General features: G+C 53.1%; 15 protein-coding genes. 11 read left to right on the forward strand and 4 right to left on the reverse strand.

The features are described from left to right. Positions 1-420 precede the first annotated feature (420 nt). From HX821_RS20335 to HX821_RS20350, 5 genes are all read left to right on the forward strand, one after another. A complete protein-coding gene (locus HX821_RS20335; RefSeq protein ID WP_177036284.1) occupies positions 421-2,133 on the forward strand; it encodes a hypothetical protein in 1,713 nt (570 codons plus the stop codon). A gap of 270 nt (positions 2,134-2,403) precedes the next feature. Beyond that, positions 2,404-3,114: a hypothetical protein gene (locus tag HX821_RS20340; RefSeq protein WP_177036285.1), complete on the forward strand. Its 711-nt coding sequence runs from the start codon at positions 2,404-2,406 to the stop codon at positions 3,112-3,114. Between the two features lie 1,112 nt (positions 3,115-4,226). Further along, positions 4,227-4,388, forward strand: a complete 162-nt coding sequence (locus HX821_RS31860) for a hypothetical protein (RefSeq protein ID WP_256344316.1) — start codon at positions 4,227-4,229, stop codon at positions 4,386-4,388. Then, positions 4,378-4,566: a hypothetical protein gene (locus tag HX821_RS31865; protein WP_256344317.1), complete on the forward strand. Its 189-nt coding sequence runs from the start codon at positions 4,378-4,380 to the stop codon at positions 4,564-4,566. Before HX821_RS31860 ends, HX821_RS31865 begins: the two co-directional genes overlap by 11 nt. A 28-nt stretch (positions 4,567-4,594) precedes the next feature. Beyond that, positions 4,595-5,260, forward strand: a complete 666-nt coding sequence (locus HX821_RS20350; RefSeq protein WP_177036286.1) for an SOS response-associated peptidase — start codon at positions 4,595-4,597, stop codon at positions 5,258-5,260. A gap of 185 nt (positions 5,261-5,445) precedes the next feature. Here the strand turns inward: HX821_RS20350 and HX821_RS20355 are convergent, their stop codons facing one another. After that, positions 5,446-7,380 carry an ATP-binding protein gene (locus HX821_RS20355; protein ID WP_177036287.1) on the reverse strand — a complete coding sequence of 645 codons (1,935 nt, stop codon included), beginning with the start codon at positions 7,378-7,380 and terminating at the stop codon, positions 5,446-5,448. Positions 7,381-7,921: 541 nt separating this feature from the next. Between HX821_RS20355 and HX821_RS20360 the strand changes: the two genes are divergently transcribed. The 3 genes from HX821_RS20360 to HX821_RS20370 all read left to right on the forward strand — a co-directional run bounded on the left by HX821_RS20360 (position 7,922) and on the right by HX821_RS20370 (position 11,391). Further along, positions 7,922-8,134, forward strand: coding sequence for a hypothetical protein (locus HX821_RS20360; protein ID WP_177036288.1), 213 nt, complete (start codon positions 7,922-7,924; stop codon positions 8,132-8,134). A 128-nt stretch (positions 8,135-8,262) separates the two neighbouring features. Next, positions 8,263-9,051, forward strand: a complete 789-nt coding sequence (locus HX821_RS20365; protein ID WP_177036289.1) for a hypothetical protein — start codon at positions 8,263-8,265, stop codon at positions 9,049-9,051. Between the two features lie 942 nt (positions 9,052-9,993). After that, complete coding sequence (locus HX821_RS20370) at positions 9,994-11,391, forward strand: helix-turn-helix domain-containing protein (protein WP_177036290.1); 1,398 nt, start codon at positions 9,994-9,996, stop codon at positions 11,389-11,391. Between the two features lie 66 nt (positions 11,392-11,457). Here the strand turns inward: HX821_RS20370 and HX821_RS20375 are convergent, their stop codons facing one another. From HX821_RS20375 to HX821_RS20385, 3 genes are all read right to left on the reverse strand, one after another. Next, positions 11,458-12,252, reverse strand: coding sequence for a DNA adenine methylase (locus tag HX821_RS20375; protein ID WP_177036291.1), 795 nt, complete (start codon positions 12,250-12,252; stop codon positions 11,458-11,460). A gap of 156 nt (positions 12,253-12,408) precedes the next feature. Beyond that, positions 12,409-13,461: a phage portal protein gene (locus tag HX821_RS20380; RefSeq protein WP_177036292.1), complete on the reverse strand. Its 1,053-nt coding sequence runs from the start codon at positions 13,459-13,461 to the stop codon at positions 12,409-12,411. Further along, a complete protein-coding gene (locus tag HX821_RS20385) occupies positions 13,461-15,218 on the reverse strand; it encodes a terminase ATPase subunit family protein (RefSeq protein WP_134327121.1) in 1,758 nt (585 codons plus the stop codon). Before HX821_RS20385 ends, HX821_RS20380 begins: the two co-directional genes overlap by 1 nt. A gap of 151 nt (positions 15,219-15,369) precedes the next feature. On the opposite strand from HX821_RS20385, the gene HX821_RS20390 reads away from it, so the two are divergent. The 3 genes from HX821_RS20390 to HX821_RS20400 are packed head-to-tail and all read left to right on the forward strand — an operon-like array spanning position 15,370 to position 18,029. Next, a complete protein-coding gene (locus tag HX821_RS20390; RefSeq protein ID WP_177036293.1) occupies positions 15,370-16,248 on the forward strand; it encodes a GPO family capsid scaffolding protein in 879 nt (292 codons plus the stop codon). A gap of 45 nt (positions 16,249-16,293) precedes the next feature. Further along, positions 16,294-17,301, forward strand: a complete 1,008-nt coding sequence (locus tag HX821_RS20395; protein WP_177036294.1) for a phage major capsid protein, P2 family — start codon at positions 16,294-16,296, stop codon at positions 17,299-17,301. Between the two features lie 11 nt (positions 17,302-17,312). Then, a complete protein-coding gene (locus HX821_RS20400; protein WP_102604841.1) occupies positions 17,313-18,029 on the forward strand; it encodes a terminase endonuclease subunit in 717 nt (238 codons plus the stop codon). Positions 18,030-18,032: the final 3 nt, after the last annotated feature.

The following is an 18,032-nucleotide window of genomic DNA, read 5'->3' on the forward strand; positions in this document are numbered from 1 at the left end:
GACAGATTTATTTAATATTGATCTAGTCTCGTACGATCCACCCCACCCTCTCTAAGCCATTCCTTATAAACTGCTAACCCTTAGCAATCTCCGTCCCAGATCCCAATTTCCTCAGACATAGCGCCACCGCAAGCCCTGTCCCGTCTCTTCAGCGTTGCACCCATGAGGGTTGGAAGGCCTAAACCTAAAGCCCTCACAGTACAGGCACTACAGCGCTACCGCCGACCATCAGCACCAATTTCGTATCAACACCATTCTTATGCACTGAAAATCAGTCCCTTTCTCGCTGGATGCAGTAATCCCAAGCATTGTCAGTGCTATGCTTGGTTCTTTTCGAAGCGAATCGTCAGCAATAGCAGTTAGTACCCACTGGCTGCAATATGAGCTATGCAAAGTGGGAGTGCCGGGCAGGTCATCAATGTGTCCGTGAAGACGGTGCTGCTCCGTAACAATCACAACTGCTTCAGTAAAATCCTTGGCCCCACAGTTATTATACGGTTGAATCACTTTATGAACCCTGCTGGCATTGACACTAGCGCATTACTCACCATGCTAGGCTTAATCGCTGCGGTGTGGGCGATCGTGCCTAGCACTGCCAGACTCAGCTTCCGGTTAAGCTTGAATTGGTTCGACTGGCTGGTTATCTGGTCGGCCCTGCTAGTCATCCATGGCTTTTTTTTCCAGCCCGTACTCTCCACACTAGGAGTGCCTAGCTTTGGCCCCTGGCTATGGGGATTCGACAAGAGCGCCACCCAGTACCTGCTGTTTCTACTCCTCGCTGGTTTTGTCTACTGGCGGTCGCGCAGGACGAAGCTTACACGGTGGAACCTAGGCATATTCGATGACCTGAGCACCTCACTATTGCACGCAGGTAAGCTAGATGAGCTTGCTGACTTGCTGCATCGTCATCTCGCATCTGCTCTTGATCTTGCGGCGTCAGAGAGCGTGCGAAACCATTTGGCCAGCGCTATTCGCCCCCCACGACCCAACTTCCAACTAATCTTCCGAGACGACGGATCCTTCTCGTTAGGAGAAGGTGCTCCGGTAAACTGGTTATTCCGCAAATGGTTCAGTTTTCGCGAGTGGCTTGCTGACCTGGTTGGCCCCTCGCAGCGGCTGCAGCGCCGTGCCGCCATCGTCGTAAAACGATTATTGTCATCCCGTCGACTTGCTGGACACCTCGCAATCGTTCGACCATACCTTTGTATGGAGGTCATGGAGCGCGCAACACGCTTTGAAGAAGACTTCCAAGACGAGTTCTTCAACGCACTGTTGGCAAATGAAGCTAGCGTCTTGTACAGCGAGCTCAAGAACAACAAAAACTTCGGCGAGGGCGGACGCCGCTTGAGGCTGCCTGATGAGAACCGCATCTTGCGGTTCTACTTTGCCGATGTTGGCGTAGCAGCCCGACTCGGGGTCTACCGGTCTATTGGCGAGGCCGTACTCGCGCGGATTGATGCAGATGAAGCTCTAGAAAAGAAATTCAACGGGCGGCTGCTTACCTTTAAAGATGTTGGAAAGCACCACGACCCGATTTATGCAGGCATCTGGTTCTTCAGGATAATGGTCCTGGAAGGCCTGCATCAGCGTACCGCTGATCACTTGTGGCTCCACTACATGCCTCATTTCGCTGGACGTTTAGTCGATCGCGCTCGCGAAGTTCGCCCCGAAGACGAGGACTATGAGTTCCCAACACCGCTGGGCTACCTGTTGTACGAAATCGTTGACGCTACCGCGGTGTGGGTTAGAGATGCCGAATCGCTATCAAAACCTGGCGACGTGCTAAGACCCAACCAACTCGAAGGCAATCACGTTTACATCTCCTTCGAAGCCGCGGAAGCCATCGGCCGAGTTATGCAGGCTATCTTGACATCTCCGCGCTTGCCCCGCCGACTCAAGGGTGAATTGCTTGGTGTGGCGCTCACGACCCTGCGTGATTTGGAGCAGCATGCGCACTTGGCACCGTTAGCTAATGTGATGCGTACACACCTCATCACCCCCTATGGCTACAGGGAAAAAAAGGACTACCTGTATACCCTCAAGCAATTTTTCGATGAACAGGACCATGTGCTTCGGGCTCACCTGGGGAACCTGAGTAAGGAGCTCAACTCTGCCCTGGAAGCTGCACTCTGAGAACAGAGCGGCCTAAAGTAGCGCATCAATCGCTTAGTCCTCACCCAAGTCGGGTATAAAGGGCATTTTGGCCCCGTCGAGTACTGAGTTGAACCGTAACAAGAACCTCGCATCACCCTATAGCCCTTCAAACCATCCCTGACGTGCGTCTCTAAATCGAGTGCTGTCGTTCGTTCACAGCAATATTCGGCCAAAAGCTGCCCTGTGCCTATCTACGGGCGGGGCGATGACGGCTACCATTAAAAACTTCAGATAATTTAGAGTGGAGCCATGAGCACATTCATTGATTTAGCTAATTCTCTACACCTTGCTGACATTGCTATAAACGCCATCGGTGGGTTTCTCGGCAGCGCTACACTTCTGTGGCTAGCGATGGGAACGCAAGGCATTAGGACTTTGAGATCCAGACTTGGACGACCGTCTGTAATGCTACAGGCAAGAAAAACGCCTAAAAACATCTTTACGGGCATTGAATTGGGAGCCCCTGCGGAATGGATTAAAGAGCAACTTGGACCACCGAATAGGATTGCCGAAAATTGGTGGGGCTACCGATTTTCCGACTCCCTGGTTTCTTTAACATTCGACGCTAACCGTTCTCTATTAACACTCGCCGTAGCGCTCACAGATGAAAAAACGACGTTTGATTTCCCTGCATTAAATTTTGACTGCCCCCCGCTAGGGAAAATAGTCGTGGCTGATCTCCAGGTGGATCATCTTTCATTAACGTTCAATGATTCCACTCGGCATAGTGAACTACTGATCACAGGCAGTGAAGGGCCACGAGGAGCTTTTCACCACATCGCTTTCGGGGTGTTAAACCCGCACATTCCGGGGCCCCTTTTAATAGATGATGATTTCCAGTGGGACAGGAACGAAGCCGTGCTTATAACTCCTGCGGATAAATTGAAGATCAACTGGGCTGCGGTGTCAGTAACTTCAGAAATTTCGACGTTCCCTTGGGATTTAGGCTTAAGGTTGTAATGGGTGGTTAAACACGCCCTACAAACTGAGCGTCCACAATACGCCGATAATTGGATTCGTTCGGCGAACCCCATCTATGGACGGAGCGATGCCTCGTTAGACGATGCAGCGGGCTGATGAAATTTTCTTATTTGCCTCATTGGCATCTCGCAGACAGGCCAGGACATAACGCAGTTCGATCTGTGGATGTTGGCCAAATATTTGACTAAGGCGCAGCTATCGATATAAGCGAAGAGCTCGCCCATATCGCTGTCCAACTGCTTCGCGTAGCAGTCCTGGACACAGTGTTCGTGCCTGCCCCCCCCACTATCGCTCAGCGCAGGCCAGGAATCCAATACTTCCAGCGACGCCAGGTGCCCATAAGTACTCCCACGCCATTCCCACGAGCATCAGCATGCACCTCGGTACACGTGCGCATCACACGTATAGGGCATGAAATCCAAAATCTAGATGGGAGGCAGAAAAAAAGTAACATAAGTAATCTTGACCGCTTTCTACGCTCAAGCGATTGAAATTAAAGGACTTTGTGTTTCTGCCAAAAGGTAATCTTTAAGTAATATTGTAGTAATCTGATTACTCTTTATAAATGTAATTCCACCTCCTATAAAAACCCTTTAAAAACAACATCTTGAGGAATAATTACTTTTCCAATTACCTATTTGTTACTCCTTTTTGTAATACCAAACTCCACGGAATACGAAGCCTCTAGCCCACTCCCAAGCGGTGGTTACCGAAATTACTCTTTTTGAGACACCCCCCTCCGACCGCCGTACCAAAGCCTCCAATCCTTTCGAAGAAATACCCACCTGGTGCAGGGTACCGCAGGGTTCCGATACCCCCAAAACGCGGGCAAAGCGCCCTGCCTTGGCCGTCGCGAAGGAGCTGCAGAAGTGCAGAAAAAGTGACCAATTTAGCCCGCAGGCGAGGTGGGGGGGACGACGGCGCGCGCCAGGTGATGAAGCACCTCACAGCCCCACATGTAGCACGGCAACTCCCCGAATTGCGCCACGTATTACGCCACTGGCCCAACCTCCTACAGCTCGTCGCCCAAAGTCCCACAATCTACCAACCTAGATTGCTGTATGCACATACAGCATTCGGAACTACACCCCATGAACATCGACGAAGAAACCTTCGGGTGGCTAGGCATCCCCACGCCTCTCGAAATGCACAAACAGCACGCCCGCCTACTGGAGAATGAGATCCAGGAACTGAACCTGCAGCTGCGTAAAGCGAGGGAGGACATTCATGGCTTGGTGAAAATTGCTGGCTGAGGCCGAGGCAGTCAAGACGCAGTTCCGGGGATACCTCGCCGAGAGAAGCACTGAAGCCGCCGCCATGCGCAAACAGATCAACGACCTGACGACCTCATCAAGAGCTGACAAGAAACGAGCGGATCAGCTGAAAGAGCTGCTCGATGGCCTCGTCACTCGACCAAAAACCATCGTCTAAGCTCAGGTGTCAGATTGAGGGCCCAACCATGTGTGGAAGACTTTCCCAGTACAGCGGCATCCACGACTTCGTTGCGGCGCTGAGCATGCCCAATGCACTGGCGAACTCGGTCGGTGAATTGCCACTCGAGCGTTACAACGTCGCCCCGACAACCCAAGTCGCCCTGTTCCACCTGCGGGCCGACCTGGTGCGCTGGGGATGGCGGCCGCACTGGGCCAAAGATCGCGCGGCGCCAATCAATGCACGCGTCGAGAAAGTGGCCCACGGCCCGTTCTTCCGGGCGATCTGGCCACACCGGGCAATCACGCCCATCGATAATTGGTTTGAGTGGTTGGACGAAGGCGGCCCTAAGAAACAGCCCTACCTGATCCGCCGGCGGGATGGCGCACCGGTCCTGTGCGCGGCCATTGGCCAATTGCCCGATGCTGATGAAGGCCCGGGCGAGCATCATGGATTCGTGATCATCACCGCGGACAGCGCGGGCGGAATGGTGGACATCCACGACCGGCGGCCAGTGGTACTGACGCCGGACATGGCCCGGGAATGGTTGGCCCCAGCCACACCCAAAGAGCGCGCCGAGCAGATACTTTTGCACCAGGGCGAGCCGGCCGAGGCCTTTGAGTGGTTCAAGGTGAGCGCCGCCGTGGGCAACGTGAGAAACAAAGATGCCAGTTTGATCGGGCCTGTGCCCTAGTAAGCTTAAGCTACGCTGCTAGTCTCACTACTTATCATAAATTGCTATTGAAAAGGACTTGAAGAACCTAAAAAGTTGAAGCGAAGAAAATCTCATAGGGTGACTTTCAGTTTCCTCACAGCCATATGCCAATAGTAGGTTTCGACATTTGCCTATCGCACCAACTTCAAGTAAGCCTATGAACTTTATTTAGGTCGCGATGACTGCAATTCTTTGAACAACTGAACAAATTGGATTGGAATGAACCTCCCCCCAAGAAGCTTTAGCATAGACTTAGTAACAACTGTATACTTGAGATCTTTTTTTGCACCATTGCCTATATAAGATTTGATACCAGGATAGGCGGCAATCACTCGCCCCTCTAGCTCCCCTCCCATACGAAGATACCTGCTATCAGTTAAAAGTCGAACCCCAGACACATAGCCAATCTCTACATCCCGATTATTTGGAGTCCCTATTACACGCTCTAAGTAGCGATCTAGCGATACCTGAAGCAGATCCAAGCGCTTCACCCAATCGTCCCAACGAACGTCCTCTCCACAAAGGCTAGCAATAGGATAATCATCGTATTTATCCAAGTGCAGTAACGAAAGAATTGAAATTGGATCTAGACCAATATTTTCTGTCGTATAGGCATAACCTTCAGCAAAAACCACCACACCCGGTTCAGGTTTATTATGGAGATCCCAATCAACTACACCTCTGACGTATTTACTACTATTATCAGTAAAACTCTCAACAGCCGCATATACGTGCGCACAACTACCAACTCCATTTATCGCAGCGACCACCCTTGAAATTAACTCTTCATCTTCGGTAACTAAACTATGCATAGCCTCAACAATACGAGTCCTAGGAACTTTCTCTCCAGACGGAATAAAAGTTAATGAAACCTTAGAATCAATTGCGTCCTCCACCCCCCTAAGGTGCGTATAAAGAGCATTGAACAAATTAGCGTCATAAAAACTTTCAACAAAGACATGAAGCCTATTTTCAGGATCCAAAGAAATCTGATTAACTCCATCAAGTAACTCAGATATTGCCAAATCCTTTTCGACTAAAACCGCTCCTGCCTCATCTACCACATAAATGCTATCTGCTGGAGCCAATGCAACAGTCGTCGGTGAGTGAGTAGTTATGAAAACAAAGGCGCCAAATATAGCGGTAAAGCTATTTAACACCGCATACAACTTTTCAACCATTTTCGGATGCAGAAATGCATCAGGCTCGTCAATAAGTAATAACTTTGGAACATCCGACGATGTATTTTTTCCATATTGCGTATTAAACAGTGTTAATACAAGCCACAACAATGTCCTCTCGCCTGACGAAAGTGAGTCAGGACTTAAGGTCTGCCCGCTGCTTTTTAGTTTCAACTCAGCGACATAGTCGTAAACGGTAGACTGTTCATCGGGAGTGGAAAACATGAACTTGCCGTCAAATACCTCCTCCAATATTAAGTTAGCTGCATCCCAAGGCTTCGGCCCAAAATACTCGCCTACTTTATCCGAAGCAACATAAATTACATTTAGGTGCTTCTCCACGGCTCGCCACTCATTAAACTCATTCTCAGAAATACGCCTCCGATAGGAATTACTTATAACTGAAAGATCACTCACTCCAAATGGTGTACCCGAAAGCTCATAAAAGTTTAGCCTTAAATGCTCTTCTGTCAGATCAGAAACTGGCAAATCCAACTTCTTCGATATAATTCGACACAACTCATGCAGCTTCGCATAACTTAAAGAATTTTGCGCATTACCCGTCGCCCGATGCATCATTCGACCAACTTCTTTATTCACATCATACGGATCTATAAAGTCCTGCCTACTTCTAATAAAATATTCTATTGTACCTTTAACCTTAGAGACATATGCATCATCATTATACCCTTGCCCAAATGAAGGCACCAAGGCTGACTGAGCTAAAAAAGCTATATCATTAGAACTTAACTCCCTTCCTGAACAAAAAGCTTTAGTTGAGCATTCTTTAATACTTTCGAGAAATCTTGTTTTACCTACACCATTCTTACCTGTTAGTACAACAATGCATCCTTCAACATCAAACGGTTCCCGCAGTAAAAAACCCTTATATTCGGCACCTCCAACAAGATTCAACATAGCGCACCTATCCCCTTAAAATAAAATCTAACAAAGCTAAATTTCTAGTTGTCTACAGAACAAAACAAAGTAGCAAATATAACTCCAACACTCCTTTCATTCCCTATGGAGACGCAAGCTTGGCGCCTTTCATTCCAGAGTTATCTCACAATCGAGAAAAAAAAGAAAAAAGGGGACAGATTTATTTAAACTGAGTCTCGTGCCAGACGATCAATACCCGGCCCCTCAAACCCGTTCCTGATAAACTGCTCACCCTTTGCATTCTCCATTCCAGATCCCAATGCCTTCAGTCATAGCTCCACCGCAAGCCCTCTCCCGCCGCTTCTCCGTCGCCCCGATGATGGATTGGAACGACTAAACCTACAGACCTTATAATCTGCCCCCTCCGGCCCCACTCAAAAAAACCTGTACCACTTTCGTACCACCGCACCTATCACGAGCGATAGTTCCACCCTCCTATCTGCTCTAGGAGCTTTACGCTTATCCTTTGCTGATCGGGGCTTGCTTTTGCAGGTCATTTCCCGCAACACGAGGAGTCAGCATGGCAAATGAAGGCAACGTAGATGTGGCGTATTTGATTGAGTGCGCCGAGCGCGCGACGACCGGCCGTCAACGCAGTGCGATCTATGCGGCACTCGCCGAGGCCGGAGGAGATGCAGCGCAGGAGTATCTGGTTGAGCTGGCTCGCTATGAAAAGTCGGAGACCAAAAAGGCCACGCTGATCAAGCTGATCGGAAAGGCCAGCCGGGAGTAACTGCTGTCAAGGCTGATTAGAAATGTCTGCTGGCCAACTAAATAGAAATGTCACAGGGAGAGCGATGATCACTGAGTTTCACCTATGCTAGCTCGATGCAATAGGCATACATCCTTGGAGAAGTTTCAGTGACGACGATAGTTAAAGCGTGGGGGACGATCCGATCAGTCCTTGGTGAATGTAGGTTCAATGACATCAAGGACCTCGTCGGGTTGGCCGGCATCGATCTGTATAAGCTGTCTCATCTAGATCAAAACCCGGAAAATGGGGCTACCAAAGGCCAACTGTTGACTGCCATTGACGCGCTGTTTGGCCGCATGAATCCCAAAGAAGGACAGGCTTTTTTGACCATTTTAGTTGAAGAGCTTCTTAAGAAAAATCCAGCGCTGCTATCGCAACTCGGTGAACTGCTTTCGCGCCATGGATGGGGAGTGGTCGATAGTCGTCTAGTGGCCCTAGAACTGTTCGACCCCGTTGAACTCGCCCAGCTACCGGAAGCGACACGTAGCGACCTTGTGAAGGCATCGCAGCGCTTTCGTGATGGTGATTTGAGCGGGGCGATTTCAGCCGCTTGTGGTGCGATAGACACGGCAACAAGCGAGATTTACGCAGCGCACTCGCTTGGTGACCCTACCAAAGCATCCTTCCAGCAGCGATGCACTCGGTCCCTAGAGGCCCTGAGAACGTTAGCTGATATGGAGGATCAGCTTCGAGAGCTGGGGTGGAACGAGGCCAAGCTGAAGCAGTTCTTGCAGAACTTCAACGGCGCACTGAACCAAGGCGCTAATGTCCTGCAAACCCTGCGTTCCGATATGGGAGATGTTCACGGCTCAAAGCCAATTCTGAAACCCTTGGTGTACGACGCTCTGAAGTGGGCTGACCTATTCGTGCGTAGGCTCAGTACCAACCGAAGCTGATCGCGCTCGCCGTTTGTCACTTGAGTTCGACGCGGAATTCGCCAATGCCGAGCCTGGCTACGCATCGACTCAGTGATTCCAGTGTGTGAAAGACGCGTATTAGTTCACGCTTAGAGCGCAGCGAATATGCGCCGTGTCGCGCTGCAATGCTTATCGCTAGTGCCTGTAGCTCCAACCCCAGCAACCTCAGCAACTCACAACATCTAACGCTGCGCGGGAGATAGCGCGCGCGAATGTGAGGCGGATGAGGAGTGCGCAATCATGCATTCGGCGTCAGTAGATCCCACGGCCTAGGTACATTCAGGATTTTCATGTTGACCCACGGGAAACAGGTTAGGAGGGTTAGTTTTTTCTGGATGCTCTGAAGGCCTTGTCTGGTGCGGGTTTGCGAAGGATTGGCAAAGTTAGCTTTTGGTTAGCAATGGTAATTACCTAACCTTTATTGATGTTAAATATTCATTAAATTTATTCATTAAAAAACAACAAGTTACACACTCCTAACTTTTTACCTAACCCAACCTAACCCATCAAAGTTAGCCCTCAAGCCCAGTAAATACGGACCTTCCAGCTAAATACGCCCCACTCAAAAAAAACCTAACCCTTTTCCCGAGGCACCAACTGGATCCGACTGCCCATGCGCGTTTGTGAGGTTTGCGAAAACTATCCACCTTCGCAGGGTTCCGCAGGCTTTTAACCTCCCTACAACGCCAAGAAGAGCCCAGCCTGGGCCGCTGTGAATGGTCCGCAGGTGCGCAGAAAAAACGACCCATTTAGCCCGCAGGCGTGGTGGGGGGACGACAGCGCGCGCCAGGTCAAACCCTCCAGAAAACGAGAATGGATATCAATTACCCTCATATTTTTGTTTTCAGTGCTTTCTCATGGCAATCTTCAGACAACGTTTTTTAACACTCTCGATACAGCCCGGAAGAAGGATGCATATTCATGAATGAATACTCACCATTCGAGAACAATTTCGAGGACCTTAAAGCTGATGACTTATCAGCATTAAAAAATATAAATGAAGGTTGGTATATTGAATACAAACAGGCAATACCGAAATCAACCGCCATTGCAAAATCCATATCTGCATTTGCCAACAGTTACGGCGGGTGGATCTTTTACGGAATAAAGGAAGAATCCAAAGAAAACTCTGTCGCTGGCGAATTCATTGGTATAGACATTTCAGAGTTAGACGCCGCATTACAGAGAATAAGGCAGGCTGTAGCAAACTTAAGCCCCGCATGCCACTTCGAAACGAGGACCTTACACGGACCTTCAGAAATAATTGGTCTGGATGCTAATCGAGCAATTATTTGCGTCGTGGTCCCTCAAAGTATTGAGGCACCGCACGTGCATAGTAGCGGATACATTTATCGCAGGATTGCAGACGGCTCGGAACCCACCCCGGAAACCGACAGACACATGATTGAGAAATTGTTTGACCGATCGAAAAGTACTATTTCCAGATATAAAAAATGGCACGATCTAGATCCGGAATTTTCAGAAGCAGAGTCTAACGCCCCTTTTTTAAGAATAATGATCAAGCCCAATTTATGGAGAGTCCCTAGGTCAGACTTTACTTTTAACATAGATAGCGTCAGACAAACCCTCGGAGCCAAGACAGGAAGACCTATCTGTCTACCGTTTGACACAGTTTATCCAAGAGCTGGAGGAATTATAGCCAGACAGTGCCACAACAATGATCCGACGAACTTAAGTGTGACATGGGATTTGCGAAATGACTTAACCAGCGACATTACTATTCCGTTAAACTGGTGCAAGGGAACCACCCAAGATATCAGAAGGTATCTATCCGGCTACAAGCACTCTGAAGAGTTTGTAGACAAACTTGAAAAGGCCAATATAAAAAACACGAGCGTAGTTGATCTTAACTACGTGCACTACGTACTTCGAGGAATTATCGAAGCCCAAAGAGAACTCCAATTAAAAGCCGGATGGCCTTTAGAGTTCCACCTAAAAATAAAGCTATTAAATGTTTGGCGCACCATACCTTTTCTAGACCTAAATCACTTTCTAAAAAACATAGATAAAAATGGCATACCTATGTGTCTCACTAGCAACGTAACAGCCCCACCGGGACACCATCCAGAAACATTTGTACGTATTCGAGAATTTCAAAACGCAGACATCGAGCATTCGGAGGCAATAGGGCAGACGCTGTTATCTTTTCTGCCCGTAGCTGACGCCTATGGAATACCACTTTACGAAATAATCGCAGAAGCAGATTATTCAGAAGACGAGAAGGATGGTTTTTTTTACACGGCGCTGACCAATGCGGGCAGCAGGGCAATGGAGGTACAGAAGCTTCGCAATAACTAGTGCCTGTCTAATTTAACTAGCCGCAAAGATGCGGCTAGTTATAAGTTTGACTCCCAGCGACTAAAACTAAAACAACCGACCCAGTACAGTCGGTTCCCAGTTCATGATCACCAGCTCCCCGCTGACTTCGGCCTTCCCCTGCCGCTGATTGGCCGTACTGTAGCGAATGTCCACGGTTTCAAATTGAAACCCCTCAAACACGCGTCGGATATCAGGGTGGTCGTTGATACTCACCATCACCTTGCCCTTGCACCGCCGCATGAAGTCGGCCATCCGCTCATAGTTCTCAAACGGAAAGTCCACGCCATAACCAGCGGTCTGCCAGTACGGCGGGTCCATGTAATGAAAGGTGTGCGGCCGGTCGTAGCGCTCCGCACACTCAAGCCAGCCCAGGTTCTCGACATAGGTACCAGACAACCGCTGCCAGGCAGCAGACAGGTTCTCCTCGATCCGCAGCAGGTTGATGGCAGGGCCAGTGGTGGCGGTACCGAAGGTCTGCCCGCTGACCTTGCCGGCGAAGGCATGGTGCTGCAGGTAGAAAAACCGCGCAGCCCGCTGGATGTCGGTGAGTGTTTCCGGCCTGGTCATCTTCTGCCATTCAAACACCTGGCGGGAGCTGAGCGCCCACTTGAACTGGCGCACGAACTCTTCCAGGTGGTTCTGCACGACGCGGTACAACGTCACCAGGTCGCCGTTGATGTCGTTGAGAACTTCAACCGGCGCAGCCTGAGGCCGCATGAAGTAAAGCGCGGCGCCGCCGGCAAAGACCTCGACGTAACATTCATGCGGCGGAAACAGCGGAATAAGACGATCTGCCAGGCGACGCTTGCCGCCCATCCACGGGATTATTGGTGTGCTCATAAGTGATCCTTGTTTCGACAATTGGATTCGCTTAGGCTTCGCACCCCCTGCGCAGTGGGGCGAGGCCTTGGTTGGAGCACTCGGCGTGTTCGAGTGTTTCAGCGTCGAACCGGTGTTGACGCACCGGTTCGTCGCCTCGTTTACTGCGCGGGGGTACTACTTCCCCCCCGTTGGAAGCTCAAATTCCTTGAAGCTGACAACCTCCTCCCCCAGCCACTCGTTTACCTGGGCCAGCCTCGCCTGCAACGGCTCCAGCTCGTTGACCGCCCAAACCTCAGCAGCCTCCCGCAACGACCCAAAACCGCCCGCGTTCTGCGGCACGATGCCCATCAACTGCGGTGGAATGCGCAACGCCGCGAGCAAGTCGTCGCGGCTGATGTTCTTGATCGAGCTGAATTCGTCCTTGGCAGCGACCTCACTCACCGGGATGAGCTGAATGCCGTCCTTCTTCCCAGCCGGCGCATACACGAACAGATTTCGAAAGTTGCCTGGCCCTTTCGAGTTCTTGAGCGCGGTGCGCAGTGAGTCGATGTCCTCCTCCTTCTGCGCCGCGTCGGTCATGTACAGGATGAAACCGGCGTGACTGCCGTTGTTGTAGTACTTGCGCCGGAACAGCGTGGCACTCTCATTGAGCAGTGCGCTTTGCAGCGCAGCTAGCCACTCAGGTAGGCCGTAGATTTCCTGGTTGATATCGGCCTCGCGCAAGTGACAGACCGAACCGGGGGCAAATTCGTGCTCGTCCTTCCAGCCACGCACCTGGTAATAGGTCTCCATGTCCACGCCTCGGCGCATGTACTTCGCCAGTGGCGGCAGCAGGCCCATGGTGTTGCGGAGCATGTTGTTGCGCTTTTCCAGATAGCAGTTGCCACACCAGAGCCAGTCCAGTGCGAATTGCTCAAAGGCCTGGCGACTCAACAGCCGGTGGGGAACGAACGTGCGGGCGAGCATGTTGCGCTTGAAGTTCAGCCCTGACTGCAGGTACACGCTGGCCCGGGTCGTTTTCGCCAGGCCGTCCATGGACATCGGGGTTTCAAACCAACGCCCATTGGCCCAGCACTCCAGGTAGTCGAGGATCTCCCGGCTATCCAGCACGGGAGCAGGATCACCGAAAGTGAACGCTTCAACCGGCCCGGACTCAGGCGGCAGCAAATCCCCTTCAACGGGTGGCTGAGCGGTGGCCAGCTGGGTTCCGCGCTTACGTCTGCTCATCAGTAGGACTCCATAAATCCGGTGTTCGCCGTGGTCTGCCCTTCAAGGGGTTCGTTGTGCAGTGCGTGGAACAGCGCCCACGCCAGGTCGGCATGGCCCGTCTCGTCTGTGCGACCGGCCGTGTAAGTGAACATGCGCCCGGAGGCGGTGATTGTTTTGCGGATAGCCATCAATGACTGCGCCATGTCGGTCCAGCCTGCATCGAACTCCAGACGGCCGTTTTTGATGACGTCATAAGCCTTCAGCACCAGGCGGGTTTTGACTTCAGGCGAGTAGCTGAACGTGGTGATGTTCGGGAAGAACTGCTTCACCAGCTGCGCCACGCCGGAGCCCATGCCGGTGATATCAATCCCGATGTAAGTCACCCAGTAGCGTCTGGTGACCTGGCGAATGGCTTCAGCCTGGGCCGCAAAGTCCATGCCCCGGAATTGGTGTTTTTCCAGCACCCTGAACTTGCCACCAGGCACCATGGGCGGCCCGATCACCACCAATCCAGCGCTGTCACCATTCTCTGCTGGGTCGTAACCAACCCAGACCTGACGATCCCCGAACGGCCGCGCGGCAAACGGTTTGTAGTCCTCGGCCCAGAGGTCCCAACTGTCCACCATGCACGGCTGCAACATCGCGAGCGGGAAAATGCTCGCCCCGTCGTCGATGAACTGGCACATCAGCAGGTTCTGGAATGCCTCGGCGTCGTACTCCTGGCGCAGCTCGTCGAGGTCGAACAGGTCGCAGCCACGGTCCTCCGCGTCGAGGATGGTGACGATCTGCCGCCAGACCCGGTCCTCACACAGCCGACCCTGTTGCAGAGCGTCGTGGGATACGTCGATTTTTACCCTTTGCGCCGCCGGTTTGCCCTTGTTGAACCGCTCGCCCGTCCAGAACGTATAGGCCTCGTGCGCCATGCTGGAAGGGGTCGAAAAGTAGGTCCGGCGGTACTGTTTCTGCATCGCCATGCCGCTGGCGACTTTGTTGAGTTCCTTGAACTTGAACGTCCAGAAGAATTCGTCGAAGTAAAAATTGCCGTGGTAACCCTGCGCGGTCCGGGCGTTGGTGCCCAGGAAGTGCAGCTCCGCCCCATTCCCCAGAATGATCGGATCGCCCGTCAGCTCGACACCCACCACCTCGCGGGCAAAGGCCTGGATGTAGGCCTTGAAGATATGCGCCTGATTTTTTGAGGCCGACAGAAATATCTGGTTGCGACCAGTCGTCAATGCATCGATCAGCGCTTCACGGGCGAAATAGTAGGTCGCGCCGATCTGCCGTGACTTGAGGATCGCCCGGGTCCGCTGGTTACCCGCTTTGTACCAATCCAGCTGATAACCGAAACAGCCATCAATGAACGCCTCAGTCAGTTTTTCGATGTGTTCTTCGTCGAACTCGTTGCGCTTCGGCGCCTTCTTCGGCCCCTCGTTGCGCTTGGCCAAGTTCGGATTCAGTTCGGTTTCAGTACCGCCGTCGTTGAAGCGCTGAATGCGGGCTTGCCGCTCCAGCTGGCGGTGCAGCAGATCAATTTCCTTGTAGTCCGATCCTGACTTGGGGTCCTTCAGGATCAACTGCACCAGGCGGGCCTCGGTCGCCGCCTGGATACGCTCCAGAGGTGTCGCGCGGTCCCATTCGTCGCGGGCCTTCCAGCTGTGCAGGGTCTTTTCTTTCTCCCCGATCAGCTCTGCGATCTCGCACACGCGATAGCCCTGCCAATACAGGTGCTTGGCATGGCGGCGGTGATCAGTGGGCAATTCGACGATGGCATTCATGGCGCAGATGCTGCCGCCCGCGCGCGTACAGTTCTCGCTCCGGTCCTTGTAGCCCCTCGATCTACAACAGCGCCTCGTTGCCCGTCGCGCTCGCGCTCAACAACATGCGCTCATCGCCAAGGCACACAGCCACCGCTCTGAGGATCCACGCATGGCCGGCAAAACCGACAACCCAGGCAAAAAACAGCTCTCCAAGTTCTTCCGCGTCGCCGTCGAAGGCGCCACCACCGACGGTCGCCAGATCGAACGGCAATGGCTGGTCGATGCCGCCGAGACCTACAGCCAGAACACTTACGGTGCACGGGTGTGGATCGAGCATATGCGCAGCCTGCTGCCCGATAGCCCTTTCCGTGCTTACGGCGATGTGGTCGCGCTGAAGACCGAAGAAGTCGAAATTGCCGGAGCCAAAAAGCTCGCCCTGTTTGCCCGGATTGAACCGACCGCCGACCTGATCACGATGAACAAGGCACGGCAAAAAATGTACACCAGCATCGAGATTCGTCCGAAGTTCGCCGACACCGGACGGGCCTACCTGGACGGCATCGCGGTTACCGACACCCCGGCCAGCCTGGGCACCGAGATGCTGACGTTCAGCGCTCAACACCCGGACATGAACCCACTGGCAGCCCGTAAGCGCGATCCTGGCAACCTGTTTTCCGAGGCTGTCGAGATCGAACTTGAATTCGAAGAAGTTGAGGACGAAAGCGGAAAGGTCACAGGCCTGTTCACCCGCGTTCTCGAACTCCTCGGCAAGAGCAAGGACAAGGAAGGCAAGGACGCCGCTCTATTCACTGAACTGGGCGAGGCCGTCGAGGCCATGGCCGAGCATGTCGCCAGCCAGGGCGAAACCTTCGCCACCGAAAAGTCGGCCCGCGAAAAGTTGCAGATCGCCCACGACAAGCTGTCCGCCGACTTCACGGCTCTGGTTGCCCAGCTCGAAAAAACCCCGGACACCACCGGACAAAAACCGCAGTACTCCGTTCGCCCGCCGGCTACGGGCGGTGACGGCGCGCTCGTCACTGACTGCTGATTCACATCACGGACAACACCCAGCCAAGGAACATCGGAGAACACCATGCGTAACGATACCCGCGTCCTGTACAACGCCTACCTGCAACAACTCGCGCAGCTGCACGGCGTGAGCGACGTCACCACCAAATTTACCGCCGCACCGAGCGTGGCCCAGACCCTGGAAACCCGTATCCAGGAGTCCAGCGCCTTCCTCAGCGCCATCAATGTGTTTGGCGTGTCCGAGCAGTCCGGTGAAAAAATCGGCATCGGTATCGACGGCACCATCGCCAGCACCACCGACACAACCGTCAAGGACCGCGAGCCGCGCGACCCGAGCGGACTGGATAACCGTGGGTACGTCTGCACCCAGACCAACTTCGACACCGGCATCCGTTACCAGAAGCTGGATCAGTGGGCCAAGTTCAAGGACTTCCAGGCGCGTATTCGCGACGCCATCATCAAGGCCCAGGCACTCAACCGGATCATGATCGGCTGGAACGGCACCAGTCGTGCCGCCACCTCCAACCCGACGCTCAACCAACTGTTGCAGGACGTCAACGTTGGCTGGCTGGAGAAAATGCGCCTGGAAAACCCTGCTCGTGTGATGAGGGAAGTCGTCGACGGCAGCGGAAAGATCCAGATCGGCGCCGGCAAGGACTTCGAAAATATCGACGCCCTGGTCGTGAGCATGGTCAACGAGTTCATCGAGCCCTGGTATCAGGAGGACACCGACCTGGTGGTGATCTGCGGTCGCCAACTGTTGGCCGACAAGTACTTCCCGATCATCAACAAAACCCAGGCGCCGACCGAAATGCTTGCGGCCGATATCGTCACCAGCCAGAAACGTATCGGTAACTTGCCCGCAGTGCGCGTGCCGCACTTCCCGCCCAACGGCCTGCTGGTGACCCGCCTCGACAACCTGTCGATCTACTGGCAGGAAAACACCCGGCGCCGCACCGTCGTCGACAACGCCAAACGCGACCGCATCGAGAACTTCGAATCGGTCAACGAAAGCTATGTGATTGAAGACCTGGGCTGCGCTGCCATGGCCGAAAACATCACCCTGAGCTGAGGCGGGCAACCATGACCAATCCTTGCCGCCGCCACTTCCAGCGCGTCACAGCAGCCGTTGCAGCGGCTGCCGTGGCAGGTCCTGCCATGACCATGGAAGGCGCATCTGTTTACGAGCTGCACCTCGCCAAGCTCCAGCAAGACTATCTGCGCCTGAAACAGGTGCAATCGACCGAAGGCAAGGCGGAACTGAAACGGCAATTGCTGCCTGAGTATGTCCCCTACGTGGAAGGTGTTCTCGCCGAAGGCAAAGGCGCCCAGGACCAGGTGCTGACCACGTTGATGGTCTGGCGCATGGACGCCACAGACTTTGCCGGTGCCCTGGACATTGCGGAATACGTGATCCACCACGCGCTGCTGATGCCTGACCGCTTCGAACGCACCACCGGCACCATCGTCGCGGAAGAAATCGCCGAAGTGGCGCTGAAAGCGCAGAAGGCCGGCGGAACCTTTGATCTGGATCTGCTGCTACGCACCGAGCAGATCGCAGGTGACGAGGACATGCCGGATCAGGCCAAGGCCAAGCTGCACCTTGCACTGGGCAAGGCGTATGCCGAGAAAGTTTCCGACGAGGATCCAGCAGGAAACCGCCTGATCGTCCTCGGCACTCTGGAGTCCGCCAAAACCCACTTGGCCCGCGCCATCGAGCTGAACACCAACTGCGGTGGCAAGAAGGATCTGGAGCGCGTTGAGCGCCTCCTCAAAAAATTCGCTGCTCCCAGCAGCTAACCG

Origin of the sequence: Pseudomonas sp. B6001 (assembly GCF_013386015.1) — a bacterium.
Classification (GTDB): domain Bacteria; phylum Pseudomonadota; class Gammaproteobacteria; order Pseudomonadales; family Pseudomonadaceae; genus Aquipseudomonas.